We start from the raw sequence: 21,608 nt of genomic DNA, 5'->3' as shown, positions 1-21,608 counted from the left end.
ACGGTGCGCCGGCCCTGCATCAGACAAATCGCAAACTCTGAGGGGAGGAGTATATGCAGTGGAAGTGTGTCTACTCGCAGATGACTTTGATCGGCCTCGTCGCCTCAGTTTTTGGAATCGTGTTCAGCTGCGCGCCTCCGCTGCAGGCGGCCGGGACCGCCGACACGCAGGGATGCCTGCAGGCGCGCGCGGCAACAGGTCAATTCCTGGGGCTGTGCCCTCTCGTTCACACCGATGTCAAGGGAGAAATCAGCGGCATCCTGTCACGGGTCACCGTCCGCCAGAGTTTCCTGAACTCATTCAAAGATCCTATTGAAGCGATATACACTTTTCCCCTTCCCCACGAGGCAGCCGTCGATGACATGGTGATTCATGTCGGCGCACGGACGATCCGAGGGATCATCAAGCGCAGGGAGGAAGCCAAGGCGGTGTATGAACAGGCACGCGCGCAAGGGAAACTGGCGGCGCTGCTGGATCAGGAGCGTCCGAACATTTTCAACCAGCAAGTGGCCAACATCCTGCCGGGACAAAATGTCGAAGTCACCATCAGCTATGTCGAGATGCTGAAGTATGAGAACGGCGGCTACAGTTTTGTCTTTCCCATGGTCGTGGGCCCTCGCTATATACCCGGCATTCCGATAGGAAGGGAGGGCGGAGGCTGGTCCGCGGACACCGACAAGGTTCGCGACGCATCGCGCATCACGCCGCCCGTTGCGCCCAAGGGGATCCGCGCCGGCCACGACATCTCGATCGAGGTCAGCATCGAGTCGGGCGTCCCCTTCACCAACTTGCGCTCAACGCAACACGAGATTGCCGTGCTCCGGCATGACAGTCACAGCGCCCTGGTGCAGTTGGCCGACCGGGCGGTGATCCCGAACAAAGACTTCATCCTCTCCTATGACGTTGCGGGCCAGTCGATGCAGGACGGGCTGGTGACGTACAGGACGGGCGCGGATGGCTACTTCATGCTCATTCTGCAACCTCCGCGGAGCGTGGCCCCTGAACAAGTCGTGCCCAAAGAGCTGGTCTTCGTCCTCGACACCTCCGGCTCGATGCAGGGCTTCCCCATCGAGAAGGCGAAGGAGACCATGAAGATGGCGCTGGATGGGCTCTATCCCCAGGACACCTTCAACCTGATCACTTTTTCGGGTGACACGCGCATTCTCTTTCCCCAGCCCGTACCGGCGACACCGGCCAACCTGGCCCGGGCCCGGGCGCTGCTGGACTCGAGCAGCGGCAGCGGAGGCACCGAGATGATGCGAGCCATCCATGCGGCGCTGGAGCCATCGGATGAGCAAGGCCACGTGCGCATCGTTTGCTTCATGACAGATGGGCTGGTGGGCAACGACATGCAGATCATCTCGGAGGTGCAGAAACATCCGAATGCGCGCGTATTTGCTTTCGGGATCGGCACCTCGCCGAACCGGTTCCTGCTCGACAAGATGGCGGAGGAAGGCAGGGGCGCGGTCGAGTACGTCACGCTGGCAGGCGATGCCACGGCAGCCGCGCGGCGCTTTCATGAGCGCGTCCGCAATCCTTTGCTGACCGATATCACGATCGCGTGGAGCGGCCTGCCCGTGACGGACGTCTATCCGCAGCGGATTCCGGACCTCTTCAGTGCTGAGCCGGTGGTCCTTTGCGGACGTTACGCGCACGGCGGGAATGTCTTCGTGCGACTGCGCGGCAAGGACGGCAGCGGAGATGTCATCCGGGATCTCCGGGTGCCGCTGCCGGACATTGAGGCGCAGCACGATGTGCTGGCCAAGTTGTGGGCGCGCAGGCGCATCAATGCCCTCTTGGCGCAGGATTTCGCCGGCATGCAGAGTGGCAGCCCGCACCCGGATGTCCGTGAGGCGATCATCGAACTCGGATTGCAGCACCACCTGATGACTCAGTTCACCTCATTCGTGGCGGTCGAAGACCGTGTCATCTCGGAAGGAGGCAAGACGAAAAAAGTCGTGGTGCCCGTCGAGATGCCGGAAGGGGTCAGTTACCAGGGAGTATTCGGTACCGACACTCCCGGGAGTGGCTTCAGCCCCAGGGCATATCCGGCGGTTGCCGGCGTTTCGGGAATCGCAGGTGGAGTGGCAGGTGGAGTTGTGGGAGGAATAGTGGGTGGGGTGTCCGGCAGCGCTGCCGGAGGAATCCTGCCAGCGGCCGCCCCGCCTCCGACCTTTCCAAAGCCGCTCAAGGTTCAGCCGCTGCGGGTCGGAGGAAATGTCCAGGAAACAAATGTCATTCGCAGAGTGGAACCGGTCTACCCCGAGGCTGCCAAGAGGGCTCACGTGTCCGGCATGGTGGTGTTGGAGGCCAAAGTGGATGAACAAGGGAATGTCTCCGAGGCACGCGTAATCCAGGGGCACCCGCTTCTGAACGAAGCAGCCATCCAGGCAGTAAAGCAATGGAAGTATTCTCTCACGCTCTTGAACGGACAAGCCGTCCCGGTTATCGCGACTGCCACGGTGGTATTCCAGTTGGGAGACAAGTCAAAGCTGGATACACCGGTCGCGATGCTGGTCGCGCGCCTCAAGGCCGGAGGACTTCCCGAAGCCGGGGAGAGACAATTCGTCCGTGACGGAAAGGCAGAAGTCGATCTGACCGTCGCTGCCGGGTCCGATCAGCTGAAGGCTCGGCTGCGCGCCCTCAGCTTCGAGGTGATCTCCTGGCCGGAGGCAGGCAACCTCGTCACCGGACGGATTGCCGTCGAAAGGCTGGAATCGCTGGCGAATATTGAATCTGTCCTTTTCATTGCGCCTCATTACCGCCGGGACGCAAAGACGCCGGGACTCTAAGATTACAGATACTGTTTCGAAAATGGAGGTTGCGTGAGCGCGCCGCCGGCATCACCAAGGGGTCTCGTGCCCCTGCCCTCCGGATCGCGGCCGGGGAGCGCAGGATATTCCTTTCCTATTCCGGGCTCTTCGATGTAAGCTGGAGGCATAAACAGCATAGAAGTTGAGCTGGTAATGATCCTGCCTGCACCCTCGAACATGGAGGACACAGGTGGAAGAACTTCAGTTACTCGAAACGGTAGTGGCCACGGTGGACATCCCCGAGGATGGAATTCGCGCCGGCGACGTGGGCACGGTTGTTGACGTGTACACGCAGCTCTCTCTGGCTTACGAGGTCGAGTTCGTCACCGCGGACGGATCGCCGCGCGCACAAGTCACACTCGCGCCCGACCAGATCCGGCGTCTGACACCGTTGGATGTGCTCACTACGAGGCAGCTTCCTGCAGTCGGCTGATCGCCGCACTCCTGAAGCGCCCGGTGCTTTGGCTCCATGGAGCGGCGGCAGGCCGCCGTGCTCCATAGCGCGCCGAACATTGTTGCAGGTTTAGTCACCGCAATAGGCTATAATCCCCTCCGCATTGAAGGGCATTTCAGCATGGCTTCGTCCGGCACCCCGATGGACCTGTATTATCGCAAGGGCCTCCCGGCCGCATCGGTAGTCACTTTGCTGTTCCTCCTGTTCGCTTCCTTTTTCGCTTTTGCACGAGGCAGCTTCACGGATCTCAGGAGCTCGATTCTCAACGGCGGCACGCTGGCCTTCTTCTGTGTCATCCTGTTCCTGATCCTTTACACGGGACATATCCATCGCTGGCGCCGCATATTTTTCGCCGCCTACGCCGTTGCCTTCGCCATTTCATTCGTGTGGATGACTGCCGGCGACCGCGGGCACATGTGGCTGCTCGATCGCGAGGCCCTCTATTCGCAGGCCCCCATGTGCCACATTGTGGTTCCCATGCTCATCCTTCCTCTCCTGTTCAAGAAGGAAATCATCTTTCCGACCTCCTTTGCGGGCGCAGGGACCATGATACTGCTGGTCGCCGCCATCGGCCTCGTTTTCGGCCGCGCTTTCTGCTCCTGGGGCTGCTTTTTCGGAGGGCAGGATGAGCTGTTTGCCTGGCTGGCGCGCACGAGAAGGTGGAAGATCAGGGCGCTCAAACCGACGGTGCGATACTTCTCCTTCGGCCTGCTGGCCTTCATCATATTGCACTCCTTCGCGACCATGAGCCCGACCTACTGCTTCTGGCTTTGCCCCTTCAAAACCAGCAGCGAGTTCATCGAAGTGAATTCTTTTATCCGGGTGATTCAGACTTTCATGTTCGTGAGCCTGTGGGTTCTGCTAGCCGTGTTTCTGCCCCTGATCTCCAAAAAGAGAATTCAATGCGGCCTGTTCTGTCCGATGGGCGCCTTCCTGAGCTGCACCAGCAAGATCAATCTCTTCGCGCTCAAGATCGATACCGGCATCTGCAAGGAGTGCAATCGTTGCATCGAGGCGTGTCCCACGTTCTCGCTGACGAGAGATTCGCTCACCAAGGGAGAGCCCTCAATCGGCTGCAGCAAATGCGGCGCCTGCATCGAGAGTTGTCCAGAGGGCGCGATCGGTTACAGCACGCGCGGCGTTCCTTTTGTCTCTAAGGGGCAGTTAGCGGCGCAATCGGCTGCCCGGCCGGGCTTCTGGAGGAGACTGGGGAGAGAGTTATGGGATCCAGACATTGTATTCATTTTCGGGATCTTCGCAGTGGGGACGGTCATGGCATCCAATTACTTTGTCGATTCCGTGTCGCGGTTGCTTAAGTTTTCCCTGGGGATCTGAGGCATGAAACAAGGATCTGCGCCTCGCAAATCGTGGCCTGGCAACCTGATGATGATCCTATCCATTCTCGTGGTTTGCATCGGGGTTCCCATGGCCTTTGTCTTCAGCGGATCATTTTCAACGTGGCTGCGATCCGCAGGGGTACATCCGACTCCCAATCTCGCCGGCGGCTATGCGATTGCAGAGTTCGACGCCTTCTCGAGCCAGGTTATCGAGCCGCTGCCCCAGGTGGATGTCGGTATCCTCCAAAGAGCGCTGGCGATCCATAGATTCAGCGTGAAGAAAGTGGCCTTCCGTCCGTTGTCCGGGATGGGAATCGAGCCCCGCTTGAACCTCAGCTTTGATTTTGAGGGGCAATTGCCCGATCCGCAGAATTCGGCCTGGAAGTTCAGCCTGACGGCCATCCACGTCTACATCAAGGTGCCGGGCAAGACATCGGGTCCGATTGCCTCGGATAAAGTTGCGCAGGTCGATTTCGGGGGTCATGGATGGGACTACCAGGTGATCATCGACGGCTTCCACGATCAAGCTCGCATCTTCGACGTCGACGGGAATCTGGTCGCGCGGGGATTGGGTCTCTATGTTGACTACTCTTATGCGCCGGAGAGCGGAAAAAGCGGAGGCACGAAACGCCGCGCCAGCGAAACCAGCCTCACCGCCGCCCTGCCCATGGAGCAGCTCGGGGATCCGGCAAAGGGCGACTGGCAATATTATGTTCTGGCCGGACTGGCCGATTCGCGCCACCCTTCCATGATGCTGCATTCTGGCCCAGACGGCGGTTTGACCCTCTACAGCCGTGCCGTGCCCGAGGATCAGAGAGAGCAACCTGCGCCAGGCGGGAGGCCGTTCCTGATGCCCCTGCTCGTGTCAAACCCTAACTGAAGCTCCGCAAATGCTGGCCCGACTCTCCGAAGCGTTTCTCTTGGGATTATCCATGGGGCCGGCTTGCCTGGGATACTGCTCACCGGTTTTTCTTCCGTTGGTCGCCTCTGAAAAACACTCCGGCTGGCGTGGTAGTGCTCGGACCGTGGGATTGTTTTTGCTGGGCCGGCTTGCGGGGTACAGCCTCATCGGTATTGCCGTCGGAATCCTGGGAACCTTGCTGCTTCACAGCATCAGCGCCACGATTTATGGCGCCATACGGATTTTCATGGGTGTGGTGCTGATCCTTTTCGGATTCATGACGGATGCCGCCGGCCTGAAGTGGTGCCCGGTGCAGGGAAGAATCAGCAACTCGCGTCTTTTTTCCCTGACGCTGGGATTGCTTACCGGGCTGAATCTGTGCCCTCCCTTTGGCGCTGCGATTGCCGGGGCGGCCACAAGCCCATCCATACCGAGCGCCCTCTTTTACTTCTGGGCGTTCTTCGCAGGCACGGCGGTTTATTTTGCCCCTCTTGCGCTTATCAGCCCGCTTACCAGGATGGAGGCCTTCCGCCAGATCGCGCGCATCTGTCTTTTCCTGGCCGGCATCTGGCTGGTTCTGGAAGGCATCCTCATGAGTCTCGGTACAAACCGGCCATAATCCAGAGCTGACCGGCGTGATATGACCGCCAAGGCCCCAAGACGCCAGAATGACCAGGCTTTTCCGGCGGCTTGGCGCTTTTCTGTCCGGTTATTTATTTTCCGCTGATGGCCTCCGAAGTTCGCAGTACCGGGTACACCTGCGGATTCTGTCTGAGCAGATCCTCCATCAGGCCCCAATACGCCAGGCTGTCTTCGGAGCGGGGCTCCAGCAGCATCAAAGCGAGGCGTCCCAGCGGCTGGTCGACGGGAACTACAAGCGTCCCGGCCGGCACGTTGAGATCCGCCGGCTCCCACTTCCCTGTGATCGTGCGCCTTGTGTGTCCTTCATAAGCACCGGAATCCAGGGTCGAGGACTCAAGGCGGAACTGCTCTCCCCTGATGGTGATCGGCTGCTCAAGCGTTGAAAAAGTTATCCCATGGGCTTCCAGGCGATCCTGGGCAGAGCGCGTCGCCGGCACCAGGTAAGCGCGCGGCGCGACCGTGGTCTCACTCGCCACAAAGGAGATGTACTGGTCCACCTTCGCCGGATTGCGCACGCCGGTGCTGCGCCGCATGTCCTGGCCGCTGTACGGATTCTTCTCGATGGTGAGCTCGGACAGAAGGAGGTCGAATTTTTCGGGAGCTTTCGCGAGTGTGCCCCGCAATGCGATCTCCTGGCCGACAATGGACTGTTTATCGGCATCGGCAGTTGCCTTGCGGATTTCCAAGCCGTGCTGTTGCGTGTAATTTATGATCTCCTCGACAAACCGGCGCGCCGCCTTGATGCGATCCTGGAACGGCAGGTAGCTGTAGGTTTCACTCAAAATGCCGAGGCGGTTGCGCAGGCCGACCATGTTTACGCCGTAACGTGCCGTGCAATCCGTAGTGGTGAACAAAGGTTCCGTAGAGACGGGCCCGCCCCGCCCTCCCGGCATTTCTCCCCTGCCGCCGCCCGCGGCACCAGCTCTGCCACCCGCAGCGGCGCCTTGCCCGCCGGCCGCATTGGCGCGGCCTCCGGCGGCACCCTGGCCGCCCGCCGCGCCCGGTCCTCCCGGCATACCACGCCCGCTTGACATCCCAGGGACGTTCCGGATGCCGTTAATGTAGTAGTAGAAGTCCATGTCGTCCTTGGCCTTGATCACCCTGGTCACTGCCGGGAGCAACCCGTTGCGCAGCACATCGACCACGCCGGCAGGCGTCGCAGGATGCAAAGGCGGCGCATAGGTTATTTGGTAGGCATGTGCAAGACCGTCCGTGGTATGCAGATCTACCATGATATGCGGGTCATAACGCGACATCATCAGCTCAAACGAGCGCGTTTCCGGTGCGTCGAGTTTCATAAAGTCCCGGTTGAGGTCATAGTTCTGCCCATTGGCCCGCTGCCCCATGCCGCCGATCGGACCGTTCTGTCTACCGCGGTTGGTCAGATTGATTTTTTCGTTGCCGTCGGGATTGAAGATGGGACAGATAAGCAGCACCACCGAATCGAACCAGGCGGCATGCTGTCCCTGGGCGATCGCCCTCAGGATCTCGAGACATGCCTCCTTGCCTTCGACTTCGCCGGCATGGATGTTCCCTTCCACGTATATCCTGGTCTTGCCGGTCGCCTTGACAGCCTCCGGGCTGGCATCCTTGGCGCCGATCACCGCCAGCGGCAGGGCGCGGCCCTCAAACGAATAGCCGAACGTAATGATGTGAATCTGGGGCGACGCGGCGGCGACCGCATCCATAAAGTCCATCACGTCCTGGTAGCGGCTGGTTTCGGCGTAGTTGGTTCGTTCGGGCCGCGTCTTGAGAGCGCGCAATGACGCCGATCCCGCCGGCGCAGCAGCCTTGCCTGCAATCTGCGGCGCTGCCTGGACGCAGCAAAGCGCCAGCAGCGCTGAAGCCATGACGAGGCGTATAAAGGTTTGTCGTATCCGTACCATGAAACCCCCTTGAGTTCTTGTTTATGCACCGCGGAGATTCGAAGACTCAAACATACTCATCAGCAATGATCATCGATGTCCGCTGAATCCCGGAGTCTCTTTGGTTGACTTTGCTTTTCCCGGCGCTCTGTGATGAGAGCTGAATACCATTTCCTATTTCCCTGTTCCTTTGATCAGGTACCGCTGGAAATTGAGGCTGCTGCCTTGTTTCATCAGGGCCTCGACCTCCTGTGCACCCTTGGGAACCCCGCTCGTGATTACGTCGTGCCCGTTTTCGGTCACGACGACGTCGTCCTCGATCCGGATGCCGAAGTCCTCCTCAGGCAAGTAGAGACCGGGCTCGATGGTGATGACCATCCCCGTCGCGAGCTTCCCGAGTCCGCCCACGTCATGCACCTGCAAACCGATGGGGTGGCTGAGACCGTGGGGATAGTATTTCGGCAGGCCGCGCTGATCCTTGATCAGCCCAAGCTTGATCAGCCCATCCGACATGATGGTGTTCACGCGGTTATTGATGTCGCGCATGTCCGCACCGGGCGCCACCATCTCGATGGCGGCCTGGTTGGCTTGCAGAACGATATCGTAAATATCACGCTGGCGCTTCGTGAAGGTGCCGCTGATCGGAATTGTCCTGGTGATGTCGGCGGTGTACATCCAGTACTCAGCCCCGACATCAAGCACTGCGACATCTCCGGCCATTGTCTGGCGTGTGTTTTCACTCCAGTGAAGGATGCACGAGTTGGGACCGGAGCCGACAATGGTGGAAAAGCCCGGACGGGGGGCTCCGTTGAACGAAAAGACATACTCGATGATCGACTGGAGTTGGTATTCGTAGAGGCCCGGGCCGGCGGAGCGCATTGCTTCTTTAAGCGCTTCAGCGGTAATCGCGGCGGCGGTCTTGAGAATCTCGATCTCCGCCGGAGACTTGATGCTCCGCAGGGGATTGATAAGCATGCCGGTCGGCCTGACTGCGAAAGAGGCACCGCGATCGCGCGCCCGCTTGAGCAACTCCTCGTCGGCGGTCAGCATCCCGCTGAGGTTCCGCGACCGCTGATAATCCAGATATACGACCGGCGCATTGCCGAGAAGGACGCGGTCGAGATATACCTGGAACTCAGCTGATCGGCGCACCGTTTCAAAGCCCGGCTTGTCCGGAGGCTTCTGCGTCTCTGCCGCGCCGACGCCGGGCGGAGTCCAGAATAGGATTTCCTTTGGTCGCGCCGACGCTCCCGGAGCCCGTTGCTGTTCATTCGCGGACGCTTCCGCATACAGGATCAGAGATGTGCCCGGTTCTTTGGTGCCGGTCAAATAAAAGAGGTTGCTTTCCTGTCGAAACGGACCCTCTCCCGTTCTTTCACTACCCCTCAGGATCAGAACGCTGTTAGGCTCCATCCTGGATCGGACCGCCTGTCGCCGCTTCTGATATTCCTCGGGCGATTGTGCCGCCGCCAGTGCCGCCAACATGAACAGCACCAGGGCAAAGGCTGCCAGGGACCTCCGATTGGCGACGATCATAATTCACCTCCCGCATCAGGAGAGCTGGGATTGCACCTGCTCGCGAAAGTCGAGGGGACGCGCGATGTCTTTGAACGGCTCCTTCGTACCACCCGTACCTGTGACGACAATCGTGCCGTAGTTAAAGATCCGGCCCATGATGGTTTGTTCGACGCCGATGGTCTCGACCTTGGCAAGCACGAGTTCGAGCGTCTTCCGATAGATCAGTCCGACCTTGACGATCACGCGCTTGTTGGTCACGGCAAACTCCGACGTGGCATACCGGATGTAGCGGGGAAAAGCTACCAGGATCGCGACGATGAGCAACGCCCCGCCTGCGATTCCAGCTGCTTCCCGGCTCTTGAAATAGCTGTCGGCAAAAACAGCCACAACGAGGCCGAGCACCGCAAGAACGATGGGAGGCACGAAGATAATTCGGTGCAGCCTGGCACGGTAGACCACGCGTTCGCCTTCGAGCAGATGCTTGTCTACGTAACCCATGATCACTCCCTTCTGACGGAGTTCCTCTCTGATATGAAGGCACGAAGTTGTCATGATAACCTGATTCATGGAGCCCGGCTACCGGAATCAGATTTCCAGCATTGGTTCGCACGCAACTGTCCCTGTGGATGATCATGAGAGATAGTGACAACAATGGAAAATCCAAGCCCCAAAGGGGCGCCAGAGAGTAGCCCCGGGCGTGAGCCCGGGATTGAGAGCAGGAGAAAAATGAGCCCTGAAAGGGCGGCACTCCTTCCATGGTATGCAGTCACTATTTTATTCGAGATTCAATGGGCAGGCGTTGCCCGAATCCCGGCCGCTTTGACATGCGGAGGCATGACACGGCTTTGAAACAGAACCGGCAGGCCACACCGCGTATCACCCATGGCGCACCATATCAATAAATTCGATGTATTGCCGGTATGCTTCGGATTATAGTTGGCGCCATGGCCCGGGCGGGTGAGCCCGATGCAACCCCTGATCTTGCCTGTCCACTGTACCATGCCCGGAACCGAACCTGAGATGAAAGGAGAGCAGTATGGCAGCCAGGAGATCCAACTTCCTACTTCTGCCGGCGGGCCTGTTGCTGTGCACCGCACTCGGCGCGCAGGCGCAGCAGAAGGGAATGAACTCAATCACTGTGGATGGACTGCGCGTTCATCTGAGCTTGATTGCCGGCGACGAAACCGAAGGGCGGGATGCGCCGTCCACGGCTGTGAACATCGTATCACGCTACCTCGCCACGACGGCCGAACACTATGGGTTCAAGCCCCTCATGCCTGACGGCTCGTTCTTTCAGAATATCCCGCTCGAGGTCACTGCCGTATCCGAGTCCAAGTCGCGGCTGCGCGTGATATCGGCCACGGGGGAGGAGATTTATTACTGCCCGCAGAGCTTCGGCGGAGCCTTACGAAGTTCAGGAGCCTGGGGCGGCGAAGTCGTTTTTGTCGGCTACGGCCTGAGCGCGCCCGAAAAAGGCTGGGACGACTACGGCAGTGTAGACCTGTCGGGCAAAGTAATCATCATGCTGGAAGGCCAGCTGCCGGAAGGTCATGCGCTGCGCGCAGACAGTCAAACATTGAACTCGAGATCCGCCGTGCCGCGCGCAAAAGGCGCTTCCCTGGTCCTTACCGTGATCAGCCCGGAGCGCGAAAAGGATATGCTGGCCCGTGGTGCCGGATTTCAACTCACGCCGCGCCCGGCCATGCTCAGCACCTACGCAACCCAGAACCAGGCCCGCATAAGTGCCAGTCCGGCCCAGCCGCGTATTCCACCGCAGCCGGCGCCGAACCCGCAGCAGGCGGCAGCCCGGCCGGCACCCCCGCCCGGACTGGCCGATATCCGGCATGAAGTGGCGGCGAGCATTCTGGGAATCAGCCGGAGCGAGCTGGAAGGAATGTTCGCCTCGATCGCTCGCGGGCAGCAGGTTCCGCAGAGAGTGTTGAACAAAAGGATCGAGCTGTCGGTCGTCACCGAGAAACACGCCGACCGCTCACCCAACGTGCTCGCGGTTCTGGAGGGCTCGGATCCGAATCTGAAGAGCGAGTATGTCGTCATCAGCGCCCACCATGACCACCTCGGCATGCGCAATGGGCGGCCTATGGATGGGGCGGACGACAATGGCTCCGGCACGGTCGCCATGCTCGAGATCGCCAAGGCTCTGGCGTTGGAGCGGCCGAAGCGTTCGGTCATTCTTGCCTGGTTCACGGGCGAGGAGAAGGGCCTCTGGGGTTCTCACTACTTCGTGAACAACTGCCCCGTCCCGCTCGAGAAGATCAGCGCCGATCTCAACCTCGACATGATCAGCCGCAACGATCCGGACAGCCTTTTCCTGATCGCGTCGAACAATCTGAGCAAGGAGCTGGATGCATCGATCCTCAGCATGAACGACAAGTACTCCAGGCTGAAGTTCGATTACGTGTACAATGACCGCACTCATCGCGATCGTTTCTACTATCGCAGCGACCAATACCCCTTTATCCGGGTCGGCATTCCCGGGGTGTGGCTGTTCTGCGGAACCACACCGGATTACCATACGCCGAACGACACGATCGCGCGCCTTGACTTCAGGAAGATGGAGAAAGTGACGCGACTCGCGTATCTGGTCGCGTACGACATCGGCAATAAGCCCGCACTGCTTAAACTCGACGCCAATCCCGAAGTAACCACACGCGGACAGCACAACACTTCGGTCGAAAGCATCCGATAGGCAGTCGATAGGGGACGGCCGGCAGCAGACAGAGGAATGTGACCGCTGCCGACTGCCTGCTGAGATCAGAGGGATTCGAGAAGGTAGCACGAAGCATCACCGCATGAGCTTGAGCCAGCTTGCCGGGACGTGGCGCTGCATGCGGGCCGGCAGGTGAAACGCACGAAAATGGGCCTTCCGGTGTGTTTCGTTTGTTTCGCGGTTTCAGGTGTTTTTTCTTCGGGATCTGCCTCTTCTTTTACTTAATAGACAGGCGGAGACGGCCGATAGAGCGGCTGGAAAGGGATTTCTCTGGGGGGACGACTACATGAGCATTCCGGAGAAGGTACTTGATGGGATCGACCGGCTCGAACCCTTGCCGATCACCGTCCAGAAGCTGTTGGTGGCGCTGCAAGACCAGAGCGCGGACTTCAACGAGATTGCACAGACCATCGAATTTGACGGCGCCATCACCGCCAACATTCTGCGAACCGCAAATTCCGCTGCCTTCGGCGGCCGCGTTCGGATTGAGAATACCCGGGATGCGGTGGTGCGCCTGGGAACCATCACCCTGCTCGACATCATGCTGCTCGGACATCTCAGGACCCTGAAGGTCGCCTCTCCTCTCTACAATCTGTCAGAGGATGACCTCTGGCTTCACGGCGCCACGGCTTCGCTCGCCGTCAAGGCGATCGCGAAAGAGACACGCAACCGCAAGATCCCCGAAGCGGCGACGATCGCAGCGCTGATCCACGACATCGGCAAGCTGATCATGGTGCGCTATCTCAACACCGAGCCATCTGTACTGGGCAAACAACACGAAAAGAGAGATCTTACCAGCGTGGAGGCGGAAACCGAGCTTTTCGGCTGCAATCATGCCGAGGTTGGAGGCGCCGTGGCCCGCAAGTGGTCATTCCCGGAACCAATCACCCAGGCGATCGAACACCATCACGAGACACTGCCGGCGGAACCGAACCTGATGCTCGATGTGGTGGTGCTGGCAAACCTGACCGCCAAGATCGTCGCGGGTGGCTCGGGCACTGCCGGTATGAATCACCTCGCCGATACCGCCGGATTAATCGACCGGGTTGGACTGACAGCCGACGGCTGCGATCGGGTCTGCGCCGAGACGGCAGTATGGATGGAAGAGCTCAAACAAAACTACGGCCTGGCCAAGTGACGAGCTGAAACACTACAGGCTGCCATATTGGGGTCTTGGCTTGCGGATCTGGGATTCTCGAGCCTGGAGTATGGCACCTCGCAATCGCCCCTCCAAAATCCCAAATCCAATATCCAAGACGGATCAATTCCCATTCGATTGACTCTGCCGCGGTGCTCTGGTATCAATGCGCCATCGCCGGAGCACGTATGCATAGCACCACGGAGCGGGCCGATGCCGAGGAAGCGGCCGGCTACGAGCATCTCCAGATAATTGCGCACGAAAAGACGCACCGGAAGGTGTTGGAGATTTTTTCCCGCTTCCCTTCCCGCGGGCCGCTATTGGAGATTCCTGCGGGCGAAGGAGCCCTGGCATGGCAACTGCACAAGATGGGATATGACGTCACAGGCGGCGATATCGATCCGGGCTTCTTCAAAGTTGCATCGATCCCGTGCATCCATCTCGACATGAACCGGCCGTTTCCCGTCGCGGCCGAGCGTTTCGATTTCATCAGCTGCATCGAAGGGATCGAGCATCTGGAGGACCAGTTTCAGTTCGTGCGGGAGTGCCATCGCGTGCTCCGGCCGAACGGCTGTCTGGTTCTGTCGACGCCCAACGTCCTGAATCTTGCTTCGAGATTGAAGTTTCTGTTCTCGGGCTTCTACTCCCTGGTGCCGCGGCCGATCAATGAGTTCAGCCAGGTGCCTGTCTTCGATCACATCAATCCCGTCACCTACTACCAGCTGAGGTACATGCTGCACACGCGCGGTTTCGACATCATCGAGGTCGCCACCGATCTTTTCCGGCGTGGCGCAGCGGCACTCTACTGGCTCAGGCCGCTGATTCAGCTTTACAGCATCCGCACCATGCGCAAGGAGAAGGACCTGCAGCAGCGCGCCGCGAACCGCGAGATCCGCCGCACGCTCGCCTCCCGCAAACTCTTGCTCGGCCGCACCCTGATTGTCGTCGCCCGCAAGAAGACCCGTCACGCAATCCCCACGATTCAAGCTTCTGAAATAAAGGAGTAAGACTATGGCTCGATCACGCACCAAGCGCTGTGCCGCCGTCTTGTTTCTGCTCATGCTCCCTGTGTGGTCCGCTGCTCCCGCGCGCATCTCACCTGCTGAGGATCAGGCGCCTGCAACATCGCTCTTTACCGTTGATGACATGCTCGATGTGGTGACCCTGCGCGCGGCCGACCTGAGTGAGGATGGCCGCTGGCTTGCTGCGACCGCATCGACGTCCAGGGACCGCATCGGCATTGACAATTCGCGTTTTGGCGATCCCACCTATGTCGCGCCCTCTCTTGCCGATGTCCTGATCATCGACATCCAGACCGGCAAGAGTCAGAAGCTGTTCCCGGAAAAAAGGCAGATCCGCGGCTTGAAATGGTCTCCGGATGGCAGCAGGCTGGTGCTGGCCGTCCTCAAGGGCGACCGCTACCAGCCGGTGATCTGGGAGAGAGCCACCGGCAAGCTCATTGCGGTTCCCGTGCCGGGCGGGAAGATACTCGCGGATAACTCCGAATGGAACTGGACTCCCGCGGGAGATCAGCTCATTTATTCTCTTCGCAGCGAGGAATGGCGCAAGCAGGCGGCCGAGCGTTTTCGGTATGAAACCAGAGGGCCTGTCGTCGTTCATTCCAGCAAGGAACCGTTTCTCGCATGGGATGATTTGCGCCGCATGACCCAACTCCGCTCGATCGCCGCCTATGACATTGCCGCCGGCCAGACTCGCGAGATCATGCCGGAAAAAAGAGTGAACTCAACCGATCTGGCACAGGACGGAACATTTCTCACCTATCTCGAGGACATCACGAAGAAGACCGATTACGACGTCATCAACGGGAACGAGAGCCAGGTCCAGCTTTTGCCGCTGGGGGCAGGGCCGGCGCGCACGATCATCAAGTCGACCAAGGACCTCAGAATCGTGTGGTCGCGCGCGCGCCGCCATTACGCCTATGCGAAGAAGGGCGACATCTTCTTCGCCTCGATCGACGACAAGGAGCCCCGCCAGCTGACGGGCAAGGAGGAAAAGCCGGAGAAAGAGCAGCCGCCTGCTGAGCCGCCGGTCACGGACGTCGACAAGGCTAAAGAGAAGGAGTCGTTCAGCGCAGTCCAGTTGAGCCCGAAGGGGGAACACCTCGTCATCTCGGGGAAGAAGGGGCTCTGGATGCTTGATACCGCAACGGGCTCGAAGGAGATGTTCTTGACCATGGATGCGGAGGACCCTCTATCCCCGCGCTACCAGGTAATCGATTGGGATCCGGCGGGCGAAAGTGTGTATCTCTCCTACGCTTCGCGGACGAAATGGGAGCGTGGCCTGGTCCGCTACGACCTGAAGGCAAAGAAACTAGAGGATCTGATCAAGGACGGGCGGCTCTACTCCGATTTCCGGCTTTCAGAAGGCGGCGGCACTTTCGTTTTCGCCGGCGCCGAAGGCAACCGCCCCGCGGATCTCTATGCGGCCGACGCCGGCTTCAAGAATGTCCGCAGGCTCACCGACGGCAACCCCCAGTTGAAGGCGAAACGTCTCGGCAAGACCGAGCTCATCTCCTATATGGATGCCGACGGGAAGAAGCTATACGGAGTGCTTTATTATCCGGTGGATTCTGTTGCAGGTCAGAAATACCCGGTCGTCTTTCTCATTTACGAGCAGTTTTTCGACGACACCTTCAACGGCACCATCAGCATCCTGAACTCCAACGGATATGCCGTGATGCAGCCTTCCGTGAACCTGGAGATCGGCTTTCCCGGTGAGGCATGGGCCAAGGGCGTTACCAGCGCGGCAAACAAGCTGATCGAGTCGGGAATCGCCGACCCGGATCGCCTCGGGGTCCAGGGAACCAGCTACGGAGGTTATGCCACAAATCTGCTGATCACGCAGACCAATCGATTCAAGGCTGCCATCAACATTTCCGGCAAGGTCAACATGGTCAGTTTCTACACGGACAGCCCGCGCCTGGGCGTGCGCAATATTCATGCGCCGGAAAAGAGTCAGGATCGCATCGGAGCCACTCTATGGCAGCAGCCGCAGAAGTACATCCAGCACTCCGCGATCATGTTTGCCGACCGCATCAAAACGCCGCTCCTGCTCATGTCCGGCGAGCTGGACACCAATGTCCCGGCGCGGCAGGCCATGGAGATGTATTACGCTCTGCGGCGCCTCGGCAAGGACGTGGAGTGGGTACAATATATGGACGGCGGCCACGGCATGCCGACCGTAACTGTCGACGAAGTGAAGGATTACCACAAACGCATCCTGGACTGGTACGACTCGCACCTGAAAGGCGACCTGAAGAAAAAGGACAACAACTAACACGCAAAGCAGTCACTCAACGCAGAGGACGCAAATAGAGGGGAACCGGTCCTTCCCGGCGGCCTCTGCGTTGAGCTTAAGCCTTTCGCGCTTACCGCCCTTTAAACGCCGGCTTGCGCTTTTCGAGGAACGCGCGCACGCCTTCTTCCTTATCCTCGCTGGTGAAGCAAAGGGTGAAGAGATCGGTTTCCGCTTCCAGCCCGGCGACGAGACCCAGCCGGGCCGCATTCTTGACCGACTTTTTGGCCATCTGCAGTGCGACAGGGCTCATTTCCGCAATCTTGTTTGCCAGCTCCATGGTCTTAGCTTCGAGTTGCTCGGGCGCGACCACATGATTGATCAGTCCGAGGCGCAGTGCCTCTTCCGCGTCAATCATGTCGCCGGTGAGGATGAGCTCCAGCGCCTTCCCTTCCCCGATGAGACGAGGCAGGCGTTGCGTGCCGCCACCGCCGGGCATAATGCCGAGCTTGATCTCGGGTTGCCCGAGCTTTGCCTTGGCCGATGCTATGCGGATGTCGCAGGCCATGGCAAGCTCACATCCTCCGCCCAGGGCATAGCCGTTGATCATCGCGATGACCGGCTTCGGAAAGTCCTCCATCGCATCGAATGCCCTGCTCTTCTGCATGATCTCCCTCTCCTCAAGGGGGGTCTTGCCGGTAAACTCGCTGATATCGGCCCCCGCGATAAAGGCCTTCTCTCCGGCTCCGGTTATGACTACGACTCTTATGCCCCGATCCTCGGCAAGTTCCCGGAAAGCCGCCAGGATCTCCTCACGCGTCCGGACATTGAGGGCATTCAACTTGTCCGGCCTGTTCACCGTAACCAAGGCCACCGGGCCTCGCTTCTCGACGATGAGGTTTTCGTAACTCATAAAGCCTCCTTGCTAGGTATGAACCGACCAGCCGGCAACAAATGACCGGCAATCTGGTAAAATATATTAGTCGAGATATGAGCAAAGATCTCTATAAGATCCTCGGTATACCCCGGAAAGCGGAAGAAAAGGAAATTCGCGCCGCCTATCGGACTCTGGCAAAAAAGTATCACCCTGATACCGGCGCGGGCTCCTCGGAGGAGAAATTCCGCGAAATTCAGATTGCGTACGAGATCCTGAGCGATCCGGCCAGGCGCGCTGCTTACGACTCCGAACGCAGCCGGCAAACACCCGTGCCGGCACCGGCCGAGCGCATATGGTACACGGGCCGGCAGCAACGCGCGCGAGGCATGGACCCTTCGCATCTCGATCTGAGCGACATTTTCTCCCGCTCGGGGCCCGGATCAGCCGGCCCACGCCGCGCACCGACTCAGCAGTTCAATCCGTGGGCCGATTGGGAGGAGATTCTCCGCGTTTTCAGGCGCTTCGACGACTTCGACTGGTAACCAACGGGAACCTCAAGACACACAAAACAACGGAAGGGCAAGCGTGGGTTCCGGGCGTTTCGTAGTTTCTGCTTCATCCCGTATAATGAAAATTCATCTTTGAGAGCGAGAGAAGAGTCAGTGGACGAGACCGACGAGGAGCCGACGAGAGAGATCAAGGGATTGCTGGAGCTCAAAGTCGAGGGCCCCGAGGCAGATGCCAACAAGCTGGCCCCCTACGATCCGCTCAAACGCTATCTCTACGAAATCGGCAAGTTCAGCCCCTTGAGCCGCGAGGAGGAGCATGAACTGGCCGTGCTCTATCACAAGACCGGAGACCACCAGGCCGCCTATCGCCTGATCACGTCGAACCTGAAACTCGTCGTGAAGATCGCCATGATCTATAAAAAGGTCTACCGGAATCTCCTGGATCTCATCCAGGAAGGAAACATCGGCCTGCTGCAAGCCTTGAAACGTTACGATCCCTTTCGCGGCACGCGCCTGCCGACCTACGCCGCCTGGTGGATCAAGGCTTATATCATCAAGTTCCTTCTCGACAATACGAGGCTCGTCAAGATCGGGACGACCAACGAGCGGCGCAGAATCCTCATGAACCTCAACCGCGAGAAGCGCGAACTGGAAGCCAGGGGAATCACCCCTACAACCAAACTCCTGGCTCAGAATCTGGGCGTGGAGGAATCCGAAATCCTCGATGTCGAACAAGGCATGTCAGGCCCTGAGGTGTCGCTGGACGCTCCCATCGGTGGGGAGGGCAACAATCTGCGCTACATCGACAGCCTCCGCGCCATGGAGGAGAGCGTCGATGACAAGATCGCGCAGGGAGAGTTTCGCGAGATGCTGCAGAGCAAATTTGCGGAGTTCGAGGAGACTCTTAGCGAACGGGAACGGCTGATCTTGAAGCGGCGCCTCATTGCGGAAGAGCCCGAGACGCTGCAGCAGATTGCGGACCGTTACGGCATCTCACGCGAGGCGGTGCGAGTGGCGGAAAAAAAGCTGGTCGCCAAGCTGAAGAAGTACATGACCGAGTCCTTCCAGGACGTCCTCCAGGTCGAATTCAATCTCAGTCGCTAGAAAATCCGGCGACAGGCATGTCACCGAGTTTTCTCAGCAGCAGCGGGTGGGGCGGGTGTATTTTTCCTCCAGACGCATCAGGAAGAACTCGCGCTTCGAGGGCACCCTCTGCCCGGGGTGGCGCGCGCGCAGGTGCGCGCAATACCGTGGGTAGTCCGCTTCACCGGTAAGTTCGGCCAGTATCTTCCAGACGGCGTGCAGAAATCTCATCTTCATTCCCCCACCAGAACCGACGCCACATACTCCGACTCGCGCAGCACGGGGACTTTGCGCCGCCCCAGAATCGCCAGCCATTCACGGGCAGAATCCAGCACGATGACCAGCACCAGCAGCGCAAACAACGCAGTAACCGCCGCATCGAGCCGGTTGTTGAAGATCAGCCGTTCGGTGGAGGCAACCTGGGCGGCAGGGATCATGCCGCCGGCGAGCAGGCCGCTCAGGCGTTCCGCTTCGGCCAGAAAGCCGACCCGTGGATCGGGATAAAACATCTTCTGATAGCCCGCCGTCTGCGTGGCGAGCACCAGCCAGACCATGGGAATCAGCGTCACCCAGGCAAAACGCGCTTTGTTCATCTTGATGAGGATCGTCGTGCCCACGCTGAGCGCCACGACGGCCAGCAACTGGTTGGCGATGCCGAAAAGCGGCCACAAGCTGTTGATCCCGCCCAGCGGATCGGTCACGCCCTGATACAGAAAATAGCCCCACGCGCCGACGATCAGCCCGCTCGACAAAAAGACGCTCGGATACCAGCTCGTCCGTCCAAGCGGCCGCCAAAAATGCCCGAGGAGGTCCTGAAGCAGGAACCTGCCGACGCGGCTGCCGGCGTCAAGGACCGTGAGTATGAAGAGCGCCTCGAACATGATTGCGAAGTGATACCAGATGGCCATCAGCGCCTTCCCGCCCAGGGTTCCGGAGAAGATGTGTGCGATGCCTACCGCCAGCGACGGTGCTCCGCCGGTGCGTGCGAACAGGCTGCCTTCTCCCACCATGCCCGCGATCTCCGCCATTTGCGGAGCGCTGACAGGATAGCCCCAGGAGGAAATAGTGGCCGTTGCCGCTGCGGGATTGGCTCCCACGATGCCCGCCGGGCTGTTGATGGCAAAGTAGACTCCGGGCTGGAGGACGCAGGCGGCTATCATGGCCATGATCGCGACGAAGGATTCCATCGCCATCGAGCCGTAACCGATCAGGCGCGCCTGGCTTTCCTTGGTGATGAGCTTGGGTGTGGTCCCCGATGAGATCAGCGAGTGGAAGCCCGACACCGCGCCGCAGGCAATTGTAATGAAGGCAAAGGGGAAGATTTTTCCGGCGAAGACCGGGCCGGTCCCGTCAATGAACCGTGTCAGCGCGGGCATCTGCAAGGTGGGCCGCACCCACAGGATGCCCAGCGCCAGGAGAAAAATGGTGCCCAGTTTGACGAAGGTGCTGAGGTAGTCGCGCGGCGCCAGGAGCAGCCAGACAGGCAGGACGGAGGCGGCAAATCCGTACGCGATGATGAGCAGCGCCAGATGGCGTGCGTCGAATGTAAACAGCGACGCCAGTGCCGGAACGTGTGCGACATATTGGCCGCCCACGACGGCCGACATGACCAGCACAAAACCCAGCAGGGAAGTTTCCAGGACCTTCCCCGGGCGCAGGAAGCGCATATAGATCCCCATCAGCATTGCAATCGGAATCGTCATTGCCAGGGTGAACGTGCCCCACGGGCTGGATTTCAGAGCGTTGGTCACGACCAGGGCAATGACCGCCAGAAGAATGGTCAAGATGGAAATGATGGCAAAAAGAGCGGTGAAACCGGACAGCGGTCCCACCTCTTCCTTGGCGATCTGGCCCAGCGACTTGCCGTTGCGCCGCATCGAGGCAAAAAGAATCACGAAGTCCTGGACACAGCCCCCCAGAACCGCGCCAATCACGATCCAGAGAGTGCCCGGCAGGTAGCCGAGCTGTGCCGCAAGCGTGGGTCCGACGAGGGGCCCGGGCCCGGCAATGGCGGCGAAGTGGTGGCCCAACAGCACCCATTTGTTGGTGGGGACGAAGTCGCGGCCGTCATCGAGCCGCTCCGCCGGTGTGGCCCGCCGGTCATCCAATTCCATCACCTTGAGGGCAATAAAGCGGCTGTAAAAACGATAACCGATCAGATAGACGCACACGGAAGCAACGATCAGCCACATCGCGTTTATGGGTTCCTGCCGGTAGAGCGCAATGGCGCCCAGTGATCCCGCGCCCGCAATACTGATGATGAGCCAGAGAGCACCGCCCGACAGCCGTCGCCAACTTCCCTTGCCTGCAACGTTCATATCGATTCCCCTGTTCCCCTCCTTATGGGTTTGCTAAACCACTACCGGCTGAAGCCGGTAGGTTCCTTTTCGACTGAAAGTCGAGGTTGCGGCTGAAGCCGCCCGAGGAATCCCCGGCTCACAGCCGGCTCAAGGCTTGGTCGGTGCGGTGATCTTGAATCCCTGGTCGT

17 protein-coding genes are annotated in these 21,608 nt (G+C 59.5%); 11 read left to right on the top strand and 6 right to left on the bottom strand.

Features of this window, described 5'->3' with window-relative positions:
- Positions 1 to 53 precede the first annotated feature (53 nt).
- The 5 genes from LAP85_25780 to LAP85_25760 all read left to right on the top strand — a co-directional run bounded on the left by LAP85_25780 (position 54) and on the right by LAP85_25760 (position 6,124).
- On the top strand, positions 54 to 2,792 hold the full coding sequence (locus LAP85_25780; protein MBZ5499825.1) for a TonB family protein: 2,739 nt from the start codon (positions 54 to 56) through the stop codon (positions 2,790 to 2,792).
- 211 nt (positions 2,793 to 3,003) lie between these two features.
- Positions 3,004 to 3,246 (top strand): DUF4926 domain-containing protein, encoded by a 243-nt coding sequence (locus LAP85_25775; protein ID MBZ5499824.1) that lies wholly within the window; start codon positions 3,004 to 3,006, stop codon positions 3,244 to 3,246.
- Between the two features lie 36 nt (positions 3,247 to 3,282).
- Positions 3,283 to 4,602 (top strand): 4Fe-4S binding protein, encoded by a 1,320-nt coding sequence (locus LAP85_25770; GenBank protein MBZ5499823.1) that lies wholly within the window; start codon positions 3,283 to 3,285, stop codon positions 4,600 to 4,602.
- Between the two features lie 3 nt (positions 4,603 to 4,605).
- Positions 4,606 to 5,484 carry a hypothetical protein gene (locus tag LAP85_25765; GenBank protein MBZ5499822.1) on the top strand — a complete coding sequence of 293 codons (879 nt, stop codon included), beginning with the start codon at positions 4,606 to 4,608 and terminating at the stop codon, positions 5,482 to 5,484.
- A gap of 10 nt (positions 5,485 to 5,494) precedes the next feature.
- Positions 5,495 to 6,124, top strand: a complete 630-nt coding sequence (locus LAP85_25760) for a sulfite exporter TauE/SafE family protein (protein ID MBZ5499821.1) — start codon at positions 5,495 to 5,497, stop codon at positions 6,122 to 6,124.
- A 94-nt stretch (positions 6,125 to 6,218) separates the two neighbouring features.
- On the opposite strand, the gene LAP85_25755 is transcribed toward LAP85_25760, so the two are convergent.
- The 3 genes from LAP85_25755 to LAP85_25745 all read right to left on the bottom strand — a co-directional run bounded on the left by LAP85_25755 (position 6,219) and on the right by LAP85_25745 (position 10,028).
- Entirely contained in the window at positions 6,219 to 8,033 is a 1,815-nt protein-coding gene (locus tag LAP85_25755; GenBank protein MBZ5499820.1) for a peptidase M14, read from the bottom strand.
- A gap of 153 nt (positions 8,034 to 8,186) precedes the next feature.
- Positions 8,187 to 9,548, bottom strand: coding sequence for an aminopeptidase P N-terminal domain-containing protein (locus tag LAP85_25750; protein MBZ5499819.1), 1,362 nt, complete (start codon positions 9,546 to 9,548; stop codon positions 8,187 to 8,189).
- Positions 9,549 to 9,563: 15 nt separating this feature from the next.
- Complete coding sequence (locus LAP85_25745) at positions 9,564 to 10,028, bottom strand: PH domain-containing protein (GenBank protein MBZ5499818.1); 465 nt, start codon at positions 10,026 to 10,028, stop codon at positions 9,564 to 9,566.
- Positions 10,029 to 10,566: 538 nt separating this feature from the next.
- Here LAP85_25745 and LAP85_25740 point away from each other — a divergent pair.
- The 4 genes from LAP85_25740 to LAP85_25725 all read left to right on the top strand — a co-directional run bounded on the left by LAP85_25740 (position 10,567) and on the right by LAP85_25725 (position 16,693).
- Complete coding sequence (locus LAP85_25740) at positions 10,567 to 12,237, top strand: M28 family peptidase (protein ID MBZ5499817.1); 1,671 nt, start codon at positions 10,567 to 10,569, stop codon at positions 12,235 to 12,237.
- Between the two features lie 307 nt (positions 12,238 to 12,544).
- Positions 12,545 to 13,396 (top strand): HDOD domain-containing protein, encoded by an 852-nt coding sequence (locus LAP85_25735; GenBank protein ID MBZ5499816.1) that lies wholly within the window; start codon positions 12,545 to 12,547, stop codon positions 13,394 to 13,396.
- Positions 13,397 to 13,584: 188 nt separating this feature from the next.
- Positions 13,585 to 14,403: a methyltransferase domain-containing protein gene (locus LAP85_25730; GenBank protein ID MBZ5499815.1), complete on the top strand. Its 819-nt coding sequence runs from the start codon at positions 13,585 to 13,587 to the stop codon at positions 14,401 to 14,403.
- 4 nt (positions 14,404 to 14,407) lie between these two features.
- Positions 14,408 to 16,693, top strand: a complete 2,286-nt coding sequence (locus LAP85_25725; GenBank protein ID MBZ5499814.1) for a prolyl oligopeptidase family serine peptidase — start codon at positions 14,408 to 14,410, stop codon at positions 16,691 to 16,693.
- Positions 16,694 to 16,784: 91 nt separating this feature from the next.
- Here LAP85_25725 and LAP85_25720 read toward each other — a convergent pair whose 3' ends face one another.
- On the bottom strand, positions 16,785 to 17,564 hold the full coding sequence (locus LAP85_25720) for an enoyl-CoA hydratase/isomerase family protein (protein ID MBZ5499813.1): 780 nt from the start codon (positions 17,562 to 17,564) through the stop codon (positions 16,785 to 16,787).
- Positions 17,565 to 17,641: 77 nt separating this feature from the next.
- Here LAP85_25720 and LAP85_25715 point away from each other — a divergent pair, with 77 nt between their 5' ends.
- Positions 17,642 to 18,070 (top strand): DnaJ domain-containing protein, encoded by a 429-nt coding sequence (locus LAP85_25715; protein MBZ5499812.1) that lies wholly within the window; start codon positions 17,642 to 17,644, stop codon positions 18,068 to 18,070.
- Positions 18,071 to 18,169: 99 nt separating this feature from the next.
- Entirely contained in the window at positions 18,170 to 19,141 is a 972-nt protein-coding gene (locus LAP85_25710) for a sigma-70 family RNA polymerase sigma factor (protein ID MBZ5499811.1), read from the top strand.
- 33 nt (positions 19,142 to 19,174) lie between these two features.
- On the opposite strand, the gene LAP85_25705 is transcribed toward LAP85_25710, so the two are convergent.
- Complete coding sequence (locus LAP85_25705) at positions 19,175 to 19,357, bottom strand: YbdD/YjiX family protein (protein MBZ5499810.1); 183 nt, start codon at positions 19,355 to 19,357, stop codon at positions 19,175 to 19,177.
- The gene (locus LAP85_25700) at positions 19,354 to 21,438 is read right to left on the bottom strand and encodes a carbon starvation protein A (GenBank protein MBZ5499809.1); all 2,085 of its coding nucleotides are present in this window, start codon (positions 21,436 to 21,438) and stop codon (positions 19,354 to 19,356) included. Before LAP85_25700 ends, LAP85_25705 begins: the two co-directional genes overlap by 4 nt.
- Positions 21,439 to 21,608: the final 170 nt, after the last annotated feature.

This window comes from Terriglobia bacterium (assembly GCA_020072565.1).
Lineage (GTDB): Bacteria > Acidobacteriota > UBA6911 > UBA6911 > UBA6911 > JAFNAG01.
This window is presented reverse-complemented; position numbering and strand designations above follow the sequence as displayed.